General features: G+C 30.6%; 11 protein-coding genes, 1 tRNA gene and 1 other RNA gene. 1 reads left to right on the top strand and 12 read right to left on the bottom strand.

What is annotated here, in order from left to right; all coding sequences use genetic code 4:
- Nucleotides 1–54: 54 nt before the first annotated feature.
- The 12 genes from MYB_RS01260 to tpiA form a co-directional block, all read right to left on the bottom strand.
- Entirely contained in the window at nt 55–1,980 is a 1,926-nt protein-coding gene (locus MYB_RS01260; protein WP_022934991.1) for a DNA topoisomerase subunit B, read from the bottom strand.
- Between the two features lie 110 nt (nt 1,981–2,090).
- Entirely contained in the window at nt 2,091–2,762 is a 672-nt protein-coding gene (locus MYB_RS01255) for a phosphorylase family protein (protein ID WP_144084174.1), read from the bottom strand.
- Complete coding sequence (locus MYB_RS01250) at nt 2,737–3,822, bottom strand: nicotinate-nucleotide adenylyltransferase (RefSeq protein ID WP_022934989.1); 1,086 nt, start codon at nt 3,820–3,822, stop codon at nt 2,737–2,739. Before MYB_RS01250 ends, MYB_RS01255 begins: the two co-directional genes overlap by 26 nt.
- A 15-nt stretch (nt 3,823–3,837) precedes the next feature.
- Nucleotides 3,838–4,764, bottom strand: coding sequence for a Cof-type HAD-IIB family hydrolase (locus MYB_RS01245; RefSeq protein WP_084626637.1), 927 nt, complete (start codon nt 4,762–4,764; stop codon nt 3,838–3,840).
- 86 nt (nt 4,765–4,850) lie between these two features.
- Nucleotides 4,851–4,927: transfer RNA gene (locus MYB_RS01240), tRNA-Arg, on the bottom strand.
- 197 nt (nt 4,928–5,124) lie between these two features.
- The gene (locus tag MYB_RS01235) at nt 5,125–6,072 is read right to left on the bottom strand and encodes an L-lactate dehydrogenase (RefSeq protein WP_022934988.1); all 948 of its coding nucleotides are present in this window, start codon (nt 6,070–6,072) and stop codon (nt 5,125–5,127) included.
- A 45-nt stretch (nt 6,073–6,117) separates the two neighbouring features.
- A complete protein-coding gene (locus tag MYB_RS01230) occupies nt 6,118–7,581 on the bottom strand; it encodes a hexose phosphate transporter (protein WP_025279610.1) in 1,464 nt (487 codons plus the stop codon).
- A 181-nt stretch (nt 7,582–7,762) separates the two neighbouring features.
- Entirely contained in the window at nt 7,763–8,779 is a 1,017-nt protein-coding gene (locus MYB_RS01225; RefSeq protein ID WP_236612629.1) for a YitT family protein, read from the bottom strand.
- 127 nt (nt 8,780–8,906) lie between these two features.
- Nucleotides 8,907–9,003: signal recognition particle sRNA small type (gene ffs / locus MYB_RS03145), an RNA gene on the bottom strand.
- 63 nt (nt 9,004–9,066) lie between these two features.
- On the bottom strand, nt 9,067–9,627 hold the full coding sequence (gene efp / locus MYB_RS01220; protein ID WP_022934985.1) for an elongation factor P: 561 nt from the start codon (nt 9,625–9,627) through the stop codon (nt 9,067–9,069).
- Nucleotides 9,628–9,803: 176 nt separating this feature from the next.
- Nucleotides 9,804–10,070 carry a 30S ribosomal protein S15 gene (rpsO, locus tag MYB_RS01215; RefSeq protein WP_022934984.1) on the bottom strand — a complete coding sequence of 89 codons (267 nt, stop codon included), beginning with the start codon at nt 10,068–10,070 and terminating at the stop codon, nt 9,804–9,806.
- 143 nt (nt 10,071–10,213) lie between these two features.
- The gene (gene tpiA, locus MYB_RS01210; RefSeq protein ID WP_022934983.1) at nt 10,214–10,939 is read right to left on the bottom strand and encodes a triose-phosphate isomerase; all 726 of its coding nucleotides are present in this window, start codon (nt 10,937–10,939) and stop codon (nt 10,214–10,216) included.
- A gap of 131 nt (nt 10,940–11,070) precedes the next feature.
- On the opposite strand from tpiA, the gene MYB_RS01205 reads away from it, so the two are divergent.
- Nucleotides 11,071–13,149 carry an ATP-dependent Clp protease ATP-binding subunit gene (locus tag MYB_RS01205; protein WP_022934982.1) on the top strand — a complete coding sequence of 693 codons (2,079 nt, stop codon included), beginning with the start codon at nt 11,071–11,073 and terminating at the stop codon, nt 13,147–13,149.
- Nucleotides 13,150–13,287 lie beyond the last annotated feature (138 nt).

The following is a 13,287-nucleotide window of genomic DNA, read 5'->3' as shown; positions in this document are numbered from 1 at the left end:
TCTATTGTTTATTTTTTATGTTTTTCAAGAATTTTTAATTATAAACAAGAAGAGTTAAATATCAAGATTTTTAACATATTGTGCGTTTTCCTCGATGAACAGTTTGCGAGCTGAAACTTCATCGCCCATCAATTCTTCAAACACTTGTGATGCTAACATCGCATCATGAATTTGAACTTGATACATTTTTCGCACTGCTGGATCCATTGTGGTTTCTCACAACTGTTCTGGATTCATCTCACCAAGACCTTTATAACGTTGAATTGTAGTTTTTTGACCTGCAAATTCAGTGTTTGTAATTTCATCTTTTTGCTTGTCACTATAGGCATAAGCTATTTTTTTATTGGCACTAATTTTATACAAAGGAGGTTGAGCAATATAAATTAGTCCATAATCAATTAGAGGCCTAAAGTAACGATATAAAAAGGTAAGAAGCAAGGTTCTAATGTGAGAACCATCTGAATCAGCATCGGTCATGATGATGATTTTTTGGTAGCGTATTTTATTGATATTGAATTCAGGGCCTATTCCTGTTCCAAAAGCTGTGATAAGTGATAAAATCTCTTCATTTTTAAGAACTTTATCAAACTGAGAGCGTTGTGAATTAATTACTTTTCCACGCAAAGGTAAGATGGCTTGAAAATGACGGTCACGACCCATTTTAGCACTACCACCAGCAGAATTACCCTCGACAATATACAATTCAGCTAATTGTGCATTTCGAGTACTGCAATCTGCTAGTTTTCCTGGTAGAGAACTAATTTCAAAAGGAGATTTACGTTTTACAGCCTCGCGAGCTGATTCAGCAGCTCGACGTGCTTTTTGTGAAATGATGGTTCGTTCAATAATTTTGCCAGCTTGTTCAGGATTTTCAGCTAAAAAGCGTTCAAATACTTCACTGAAAGTACGATTAACTGCTTGACGCACTTCTTTATTGTTAAGTTTACCTTTAGTTTGACCTTCAAAGATAGGATCACTGTGTTTAATAGAAATAACACTAAAAATTCCTTCTTTGATATCATCTTTACTAAAACGTTCATTTTCTGAACGAATAAATTTGTGTTCAAGAGCATATGTGTTAATAATTCTTATTAGTGCATCAAACAATCCCATTTCGTGAGTTCCACCTTCACGATTGTAAATGTTGTTTGTATAAGCTAAAACTTCTGAACGATCTTGTAAAACATATTGAAGAGCAACTTCTACTTTAACATGGTTATCATTATCTACAATTTCATCTTCAACATAAATGATTTTTGGATGTACTTTGTCATAACCCTTGGTTAGTTCTGAAACATAGTCAACAATCCCACCTGCAAACAAAAATTGTTTGTTCATCCCGGTGCGTTCATCAGTAATATTAAATTCAAGCCCTTTTGTAAGATAGGCTGTTTGTTTGATTCTATCAGCTACAATATCAAAACGAAAATCATTTTGCTCCATAATAGTAAAATCAGGTTTGAATTTAATAGTGGTGCCGGTTTCACTTGGATTATCAAGTTTTTTAATTACTGTCAAGTCGGCAACTTTGTGACCTCCATTAACAAACTCTTGAAAGTGCAAATTCCCATCTCGTTTAATTCAAACTTGCAAATGTGAACTAAGAGCATTAACAACAGACGCCCCAACCCCGTGGAGACCACCTGAAACTTTATAGGAATTGCTATCAAATTTTCCTCCAGCATGCAAAATTGTTAAAACAACTTCTGCAGCTGAAACACCATGTTTTGGATGTATACCTGTTGGAATTCCCCGTCCATTATCACTAACTTCAACATAACCATCTTTTGTAATGGTAATGTTGATTTTGCTAGCAAAACCAGCAAGCGCTTCATCAACAGCATTATCTACTATTTCTCAAATAAGATGGTGTAGTGGTTGGATTCCTGTTCCACCAATGTACATCCCTGGGCGCTTACGAACTGGCTCTAGACCTTCAAGTGTTTGAATATCTTGAGCGTCATAATTTTGATTTGACATACTTCTCCTTTTGCAAGCGTTTATATGTTCTTTCTATTTATATTATAAATAATATAAATTAGAAATTTTACCATATTTTCAGCAAAAAGTGAAGCCAAAGCAAAGTTAATTTAAAGAGAATTTGCAATCTCTTCTAATTTGCTAATCACTAGCTCAAAACTTGAACGAGCACCTTCTTTGATGGTGGTATTGACATCATTGAGATTTTCGTTATTACCTAAATTATCACTGATATATTTAAGACAATAAAATTTTTTGGAAAAATTGTGAGCAATTTTTGCTAATGCAAAGGCCTCCATATCAAAAATTTTGATGTTTTCAAAACCATCAAGTTGTTTTACATTAGTTACAAATGAACTTGATGAAGCCAAATTAATTGGTTCCTTGGCTCAAAGATTATTTTGATAAAAAGCAACTTCACCTGGAGTTTGGCCATTTGGATATCAAGGAGTTTTGGCATCTAGATAATAAAAGTGAGAAGGATAAACTTGTGAATGGATTGGTAAATCCACAGAACCCACAGCTCCATAGTTGATAATTACACTTATGTTGTAATTATCAATCAAATATTGGCAAAAACTAGTGGCATTTAGTAAACCTATTCGACTTTGCCCATACAAAAATACAATATTTTTATATCTCAACTTTAAAAGTTTGAAATTCTCACAAGACAAATCAGCAATTATTTCCAAGTTTAAAGATTGAGGTTCCACAAATTCTAACTCATCAGCAAAAATAATTGCAATATCAATTTGATTAGGAATGAATTTTGTATAGTTCATTTTGTTCATCACTATTTTTTTCTTCTTTGTGTAATTGGGCGGACTGTTTGACTAATATTTTAAAAACAGCATCTATATCTTCTAGAGCTAATTTTCGAAGTTGTTGCACACCTTCAAAACGGCGACCAATTGCTATTTTGTCAGAAACATAAACAATTTTATCAAGTAAATTCATTTGGTGACACAAACTTGTATGACATTCAATGGCTCGCACTATTTCTGGATAAGGAAGTGGATAGTTACTTTTTAAAAATTGAGCAGCACTAAGTTGGTGTAATTGATAATTTAACAACTTACTCACATCACCAAAGTGGTGATTTTCTAAAAATAATCTATGTTTTTCTGGTTCTCAAGTTTTTGTAATATCATGTAACAAACCAGCATAATAAGCAATTTTAGCATCACTATTGTGTGCTTTTGCTAAACTCGCTGCCATTTTGGCAGTGTTATAACAATGTTTCAATCTCTCACCATTATTAATTTGATACTTTAAAATAACATCAATATATAAAAAATTTTTAGCAATATAACTAGAAATTTCTGCTGGACATTGATTTAAATTACCTTGTCGAATTTCTGTTGAATTAAAATTTAATGGTTTTGCAATTAAACTAATCAATTTGTATTTATTAATATGACTTTTAGAAATTCGATAGTCACGTTGATAAACAACTAATTGAGCTAATTCTAAAATTTGTTCATAATTTTTTCATTTGTGAAAAAATTTTAAATTATCACTACCGATAATTAAAAAAAGTTGAGCATTAGGAAATTTTTTTACAAAATAATTGATAGTATCTATTGTATAACTCACTTTTTGTGCTCTAATTTCAAAATCACTAACTTTAATTTTGTTTGTTTTAACAAGATCTAGCATCTTAAGGCGATGCTCACTAGTTACTAAAGGTGAGTTTTTTTTAGTTGGATTTTGCCAAGCTGGCACAAGATATAACTCATCTAAATTTAACTGCTCAATAGCAGTTTGAGCAACACTTTGATGTCCTTTGTGAAAAGGATCGAAGCTCCCACCATAAATTCCAATTTTTTGAATAGTATTCATATTTAAAGCTAAAAACTATAATTCAAAAGTTACTGCTGAACGTAATTTTTTAATATTTTTAGAACGCTCAATTTCTTTTTCAGGATTTTTTAAAAACTTTTTAATATAGTAACCAACTCCACCTTCTTTGTTACTTTTTTTAAGCGCCACTGTAGCTTCTTTTTTAATATCATTAGTTGAATTTTCCATTGCCACAGAAATTGTTGCTACTTGAAACATTGCAAGATCATTATAACTATCTCCAATAGAAACAATGTTATCCAAGTCAATTTTGTAATAACGAGCTATCATTGATACAGCTTTAGATTTGCTAACTCCAATGGCTGTCATATCAAAAACATAAGTATAGCCTTCACCTTTTGACCAAGCTGAAAACTCACCTAAATCTCCATATTTACGTTCTAGATAAGATTTGAATTCCGAAACATTTGTAGTTGGTTTGGTATCCATTATCAAACATGTTGGTCTTAAAGGTATTTTATTTAAATTAATTCCGTATTTTAAATCTGGAATGTGAATAAAACCAAAAACACGCTCAAGTTGCTCATCAGCTTTTTTTAACTTAGCTCAACCGGGTCCTTCGAGGGCAATGTTGCTAATTTCAGATTTAATTTTCTTATCACCTAAAATGTATAAAACATCATTTAAATTTAAATAACTAATTTCTGGCACAAAACTATAATCTGAAGGATTGTGAATATGAGCTCCATTTAAGTTAGCCACAATTGTGTCAAGTTCTAATTTTTCATAAATAGCTTTGGTTGAACGCCAAGGTCTACCTGTTAAAATACAAACAATATGTCCTTCGCTTCTAGCTTTTTTAATTTCTTTGAGTGTGTCTGGGTGAATTTCACCAGTTGCCGAATCAGATAAAACGGTCCCATCCAAATCTAATAAAAATAAATATGTATTTTTTTTCACTTTAGCACTCACATTTGTCATCTTAACCAACTCATTATTAATTTAGAATATTTAAATAATTTTAGCATTATTTAGTGGTTAATTATCGCATTTTTTTTAAAAAAAAATGGCGATCACGAGAGGATTCGAACCTCTGACCACAAGCTTAGAAGGCTCGTGCTCTGTCCTACTGAGCTACGTGACCACTCACAAGATAATAATTTTAACACAAAATATAATTTATTTATATTATTCATTAATTTTTTTTAATTTTAACTAAATAAAATTAACTTTTTATTTTATATTTACTTTAATTTAATTATTGAAATCAGTTAAAATTTAAAAATGAAAAAAACCACATAAATGTGGTTTTTTTATTTAAAGTTATTTGATTAGAAAGAATTAACGACCTTCAGTTGCATCTTTGTACATTGTGTCAATAATTTCAACTGATTTTGCAAATTTAGCTTTTTCTTTGTCATTTAAAGTAATTTGAACAATTTTTTCAATTCCATTACGACCTAATACAACTGGCACACCAACATTAACTCCACTAAATCCGTATTGTCCACGTAGGTTAGCTCCAACTACTAAGATTTTTTTGGTGTCATTTACAACATTTTTAACAATGTTTGCAAGTGCTGCACCAATTCCATAGTATGTTGCTCTTTTACGGTTAATAATTTCATATGCTTTACGTGAAATTGGGTATTCTAATTCTTGTTCATAGTTGTCAGCATGAATTCCAGTTTGAGCTGAAAATCCACAAATACATTCTCCAGCAATTTGAATGTTTGAATAAGCAACAAATGAAGAATCTCCATGTTCACCCATTACATAAGCATGAACTGATTCAGGAGCTACTCCTGCACGTTTAGCAATTTCAACTTGAAGACGAGCAGTATCTAAAACTGTTCCAGAACCAATAACTTTTGCATCACTAAATCCTGAAACATCACGATATGCACGTGTAATAATGTCAACTGGGTTTGAAGCAATAACAGTAATTCCTTTGAATCCAGATTCTTTAATTTTTTGAGCAATTTCGCTAATAATTTTAATGTTGTCTTTTACTAACTCAAGACGAGTTTCACCTGGTTTTTGTGGTCTACCAGCAGTGATTACCACAAAATCAGCATCTGCTGCATCTTTGTAATCAGCTTGATAAATTCTATATGGACGAACAACTGAAGGTGTAGCATCTTCTAAGTCTAATGCTTGCCCATAAGCAAATTCTGGACTTAAGTCAATAATTCCATATTCGCTAGCTAATCCTTGGTTAATAGCTGAGTACAAGAATGATGTCCCAACATTTCCTGCACCAATTAAAATGATTTTTGTAGATTTCATAAAATCTCCTTTTGTTTTTATAATTACAACTTTAATTTTAACTCATTATTTAGAAATTTTAACAATTTCTGAGAATTTTCTTTGAACCAATATTTTCGCTAAACTTGGGTAGCTTGGATTTGGTTCTTTTAGTAAGAAAATAGCTCCAACTGCAAGTAGTGAGAAAATAATAACTAGTACATAAGCTCCTGTTGCAAAGTTTGAAGATGCTGAAGCATCAGTTTTAATATCAACTCCAGGAGGAGTACTTACTAATCCAGTAATAATGTTTGCAATAGTTCAAAATGCATAACCAAGTCCTCAAATAAGACCAAATTGATATCCAATTTTTCTTGGGTTTGCACCTTTATATTCATGTGGCAAGTTTAAAAGAACTCCTTGAATTCCTCATAAACAAGTCCCCATAACCAGTCCTAGAATTAAGAATAAGGCTGAGTAACCTCCATATTGACCTGGAACTTCTGTAGCAACACCTTTAATAAATGTTATAGTTGCTAATATGTACATTAGAACACCAAAACCTATAACACCTGCAATAAAAGCACGACGTTTTAGTTGGTATTGAGATATTAGTCCCACTGTAAATGGTCCAACAAACATTCCTGCTAAAAATACAATTATGAAAACATTAATTTGTTCTTCATATGAATTTGTTGTATCCCCTATAAATCTATGAAATAAAGGTTTAGAAAGTGCAAATGGGAAGACAACTGCAATTAGTCATGAACCATAAAGTAGTGCTCACACTCATGTATCTTTTTGTTTGAAAAATTTAAATAAAGATAATGGTTCAGCTGTTTGACGAGCTGCAATTGCATCTGGGTACAAGTCAAATTTTGCACCTAAAATAATATAACCAATTAATGGAATTAGTGTTAATAAACTAATTACTAAGAAAATTGTTTGTCATTGTCCTTGAATCTCAACTTTAATTTTCTCACCTACTACAAAAGGTAATAAAGTAATTATTGTTCCGATTGGATAGAAAAATGGTGATAATTTAGAAAATAATGCTTTTTGTCTTTGATTCATATATCTTGCAACAACTGGTTGAAGTAAAACAATTTGCATTGTTCCACCAATGGCCAAGATTGTACGTAAAATAATGAATCCTGCATATGATGGTGAATAAGGAGCAGCAATTCCAAAAAGCATAAACACTAATGAAATAATAACTGCATATTTATGAGAAACTTTAACAATTAACCATCCAACTAAAATTGAACCAATAGCCCGTCCAATGGTAATCCCTCAGTCAACGGCCCGGTTTACAACAGAAGATGGTGCATCACTAGCATCTGGGAAGAAATGACCTAGATATCCAAGATATCCATTAACCTGAAGCCCTGCTTTACCATTTAATCCAGCTGATGCAAAACCTCAATTCATAACAAAAATGAGATATGCAAAAGCCAATAATGCTCAAAGAATAACCCCTTTACTAAATGTTAGGGATTGAACTTTAACATTTTTGGATGCAAATTTAAGTAAAAAATTTTGTTTTTCCATAATGTAAAGATTAATCCTATCTTTGCTAGAGTAAATACCTTCTAGCATTATTAATTATAACAAAAATAGTAGCTTTTAAAAAATAGAAAGCTACTTTTTTAATCTTTATCTCAGCCAAAACTAAATTGAAAAAAATTATAACATTTTGTTTTAATTTTGTTTGTTTTTTATGGCTATTTTTTTAATTTAATTTGGTTGCATCAATTCGATCTGTTGTATCATGAATTTTTTGAGTAGAAAACCAAAATTGGGAATCTACCTTTGCTATTTCCTCTAAAATAACTTTTTTCTCAATTACAAAAATCACAGTTTCAACTCTTCACTGTTTTTGGCCAGTATAACCTGATTTACCTTCTCAAATATTGTATGAGTGCCAATAATTAATAGATTTTAAATGGCTAACAATTTCATCAGGTTTGTTAGTGTAAACTTTTAATAGAATTTTTCCAAATTTTGGATAAATTCTATTAACTATTAAAGTTGACATTGTCGAATAAATAAAAACTGCAGTTGTTTTGAGACCCAAAAGTTGCATATTAACAGCCTTTGGCTCAATAATATACAACATAATTAATGAAAATAAAGCAAAACTAATTGAAGTAATAAACATAAATTTGCCAATTGGGCGACGACGTTTACTTGTAATATAATAAGTGATTAAATCTGTTCCACCACCTGAACCACCAAATTTTCAAGCAATTCCAATTGCTGTTCCAGCAAGTGTTCCACCAATAACTGTATAGTAAATAGTCTGAAGTGTTCCTGAATTAACTTTATTACCAGATGGAATTGTAAAAATAATATTATTTTTTAGAAATTCTTTCAACGGAGTATCAAGCGAAAAAATTTGGTTTCAAAAAATTTGAAAAATCATTCAAAAAGTAGTCAAATAAACAAAACTTTTATTTGTCGATCTAAGCCAAAGTCAGATAATTAAAGGAATATTAAGGCCTAAAAAAATTATAGAAAATAATCATTCAAGGTTTTTGCCAGTTTTTTGATAGACTAAAATTAAAATTAATTTAGGAATGGCTGACAAGCCTGTTGGAATTGTTTCAACAATTCCTAAGAAAAAGTTAATCCCTAAAGTAAATAGTGCTGCTGAAATAAACATCATCAAAATTGAAATGGGTTTAATTTTCCAAATGTTTGCTAATGTGATATATTCTTGTTTAAAATGAAAAAGTTCATTATTCATTTGATTTGTGAACTTGTTTTTTAAACAAGAAAGTATATTGTGTTTATTTAATTGTTGGGATTTGCAAGTACATTTATTTTTTTTGTGGTTTTTTTTCATAGCAAATTTCAAAGTATAATAAATTTTAATATATAAAAAAACCACTAAACACAATACTTCTCGATGTGGCTGCTATATTTCTATCCTGACCAAGTTACAAGGTTATTGTTTTAATGGCAACTATTAATTATACTATAATTTAATTATTTCGAAAGGTTTTTTGAACCTTATTTATTTTTAATTTAAAATTAATTTCCTCTTGAAACATATTTACCAGTTTCAGTGGAAATAATAATTTTTTCACCTTCTTTAATAAATAGGGGCGCATCTAATTCATAACCAGTTTCAACTGTAATTTTTTTAGATGGATTTGATGATGTGTTTCCTTTAACAGCATCAAAAGCTTGAGTAACAGTTAACTCAACTTTTGCTGGAAGTTCAATATCAAGAATTTCTTCTCCAAATTTACGAATTTGAACTTTAGCACCTTCAACCAAAAAGTTTAATTCTCATTCAACTTTTTGCACAGAAATGCTAAATTGTTCAAAAGTTTCATCATTCATCAAAACAATGTCATTACCATCGTTGTATAAAAAAGATGCACTAGATTTATCAATGTGAGCTTTTTTAACAAACTGACCACCTGTGTAAGTTTTTACAACAGTTGCACCAGTTTTTAAGTTTTTAACTTTGGCTTTAACATTGGCTTGACCACGACCTTGTTTTGAGTGTTGAGATTCCAAAACCACAAAAAGTTGACCTTCATCTTGAAAGGTGATTCCTGGCTTGAATTCATTTACATTAATCATAATTTGCTCCTAGAAAATATTGCTATTTTATCACATAAACTGACTTTTTATCAATAGTTTTTTAAAATCATAAAACTTACTAGATTTAAAAAATAAACTTTGCCTTTTGGTTTTGGCAAAAGAAAAAGCACAATAAATGTGCTTTGAATAATTGAAAACAAGTTTCAAATTTAAGACTACTTACGAATATTTAAAGCTTCAATAGTTGCTTTGTAAGCAGCGAAGTCTTTTTCTTTTAAGTAAGCAAGCATTTTTTTACGTTTGTTAACTTTAGCAATAAAGCCGCGCATTGAGTGTTTATCTTTTTTGTTAACAGCAAAGTGTTCTTTTAGTGATTCAATGTCCATAGTTAAAAGTGCAATTTGCACTCTAGCATCACCGGTATTTTTTTCTGAACCACCAAATTTTTTGATTAGTTCTTGTTTTTTTTCTTTACTAATCATTTTTTTCTCCTTAATATTTAATAATAAATTATGAATTTATAACCTAGCAATAATCCGAGAAACTATTAAAACCAAGTAATAAATAAAAAAGATAATTTTAAATGAAAAATGAAAAATTTAGTCAAAATAAATAGTTTTTTTCACTATTTATTCATTGTTAATATTTTTAAAAATGTATTAACATCTAAAGAGGCACCACCAACAAGAGCCCCATCAATAGATTCTTGTGCCATAAGTTCAGCAATATTGCTTGGATTTACAGAACCACCATAAAGCACTCTTGCCTGATTGTTTGTAATTTCTTTAATAAATTTGCAAACTTTTTGAGCTTGCTCAGGAGTTGCGCTTTTGCCAGTTCCAATCGCTCAAATTGGTTCATAAGCTATAATAACATTGTAAAAATCAACTCCTTCAAGTGATTTTTGAATTTGACTAGTTAGAACTTCTTCAGTTTGTCCCTTTTCAAATTGCTCTAAAGTTTCGCCAATACAAACAACTGGTGGAATTCCTTCTTTTAAAAGTTGTTTAACTTTTTGATTAACAATTTCATCAGTTTCGTTAAAAAATTCACGACGTTCTGAGTGCCCCACAATGGTGTATTTAACGCTCATATCTTTTAACATTTGAGCACTAATTTCTCCAGTTTTAGCCCCATTGTCATACATAGATACGTCTTGCGCAGCTCATTGAATATTGCCCCCACTTGATGAAAATCCAAATAAATAAATATAAGGAGCTGCAATTGCAAAATCAATATCTAGTATTTTAGTTCAATTTTCCATATAAAGTTCTTTTAATTTTTCAATAAATTCACTAGTTTCAGAAAACGTTTTGTTCATTTTCCAGTTACCAATAATAATTTTTTTCATAATAGAATATTTTACATTATATTATAGTTAAAATGATAAAAATTATTAATATTTTTTGGCAATATATGGCTTTAAGTGCCAAAAATATGTTATAATTTGGTCATACAAATTAAAATAAGGAAAAACTAAAAATGACCAAATTAGAAAATTTAAATAAATATGCTAGAAATTTAACACTTTTAGCTAAACAAAACAAACTTGATCCTGTTATTAATAGAGATGAAGAAATTCGCCGAATTATTAAAATTTTGTCACGAAAAACCAAAAATAATCCGGTTTTGGTAGGTGAGCCAGGAGTTGGAAAAACTGCTATTGTTGAAGGTATGGCCCTCAAAATTGTGCAAGGACAAGTTCCTCAAGATTTAAAAAATAAACAAATTTTTGAACTGGATTTAACAGCTATTATTGCTGGCGCATCTTTCAAAGGAGAATTTGAAAAGCGCATCAAAGCTGTGCTTTCAGAAGTTGAAGAGCACCAAGATGAAATTATTATTTTCATCGATGAAATTCATTTACTAGTTGGTACTGGCTCATCGGGTGGTGATGCTATGGACTTTGCCAACATTTTAAAACCAATGATGGCTCGTGGCCAAATCAAACTCATTGGTGCAACAACTATCAATGAATATCGACTTTACATCGAAAAAGATGCTGCTCTTGAACGCAGGATGCAAAAAGTTGATGTGCACGAACCAAATGTTGAAGATACAATCACTATTTTGCGAGGCATCAAAGACCGGTTTGAAACTTTTCACCAAGTTAAAATTAGCGATGGAGCCCTTGTTGCAGCATCGCGTTTATCAGACAGGTACATTAGTGATAGATTTTTGCCCGACAAGGCTATTGACTTAATTGATGAAGCGGCTGCTAATTTAAAGGTTGAACTCAACTATCAACCTGAAAAATTAGAAAAAATTATCCAACAACTTGGTTATCTCAAAGTTGAGAAAATCGCCTTAGAAAAAGAAGGCAAAGTTGAAAAATTAGCAACACTTAATAAACAAATTCAAAGTCTTGAATCACAACAAAAACAAGAAGAACAAAAATGAATTAGCCAAAAAAATCAAGCTAGTTTAATTGCCAAATATCAAAGTGAAATTGAAGAACAAAAAAGCAAATTAAACTCACTAATGTCAGATGGCAATTATGAAGCCGCTTCTAAAATTAAGTATCAAGTCTTGCCTGATTTGGAATCTAAATTAGCTAGTTTTAAACAAGAGAGCAATCAAGAAAATATTGTAAATGAACTTGCAATTGCCAAGGTCGTGGCTAAAATCAGCAAAGTTCCAGTTGATAAACTGATGGAAACTAGCACTGACAAGCTTTTAAATCTTGAAGATAATTTAAAATCCAGAGTCAAAGGTCAAGATGAGGCCATCGCCCTTGTTTCACAAGCTATTTTGCGATTTAAGGCCAACATTAGTGATCAAAGTCGCCCTATAGGTTCCTTCTTATTTCTCGGACCAACTGGAGTTGGAAAAACTGAACTAGCAAGGTCATTAGCACTTAATTTATTTGATAATAAAAATCAAATTATTCGACTTGATATGTCTGAATTTATGGAACCACATAGCATTGCTAAGTTAATTGGTGCTCCTCCAGGTTATATCGGCTTTGAGCAAGGTGGAATGCTCACTGAAAAAGTAAGACAAAATCCTTATTCAATTGTGCTTTTTGATGAAATCGAAAAAGCACACCCAGATGTTGTCAACATTTTGTTGCAAATCTTGGACAATGGAAGTCTAACTGATGCTAAAGGTCGTAATATCAACTTTAAAAACACAGTCATTATTATGACTTCAAACCTAGTTGCTAACAAGATTCTATCTGGTGAGCAACTAGATGATGAGCAACTTAAAAGTGAATTGCTCAAGTTTTTAAAACCTGAATTTATCAATAGAATTGATGAAATTATTCCATTTAATAAATTAAATGATAATGCTGTGTCTCAAATTATCAACCTCGAACTAGATGATTTAAATAGCAGATTAGAAGAATCTGACTATAAAATAGATTTTGATAATTCCATTAACACTTGAATTTTAAATCATGGTTTTGACCAAAATTATGGAGCTAGACCAATTAAAAGATTTATTAAAAAAGAAATCGAAACTTGAGTGGCAAAGCAGATTGTAAGTAAGCAAATTGTACCAAAAACTCATTTTATAATTAGTTGAGAACAAGGTCAAATAAAAGCTAGAAAAATCTAAAAGTTTACTTTTTGTAGTTTTAAAAAACAAGACAAAATATTGTAAATTTAACAAAACCCCTTTATTTATATAGGGGTTTTAATTTATCTAATAATATTTGTAAGTTAAAAATTGTAATATTATTTAGATTTTGTGCAA

The organism is Mesomycoplasma bovoculi M165/69, from assembly GCF_000524555.1.
GTDB lineage: Bacteria > Bacillota_I > Bacilli_A > Mycoplasmatales > Metamycoplasmataceae > Mesomycoplasma > Mesomycoplasma bovoculi.
The sequence above is the reverse complement of the archived record's forward strand: the minus strand, read 5'-3'. Positions and strand labels throughout refer to the sequence as shown.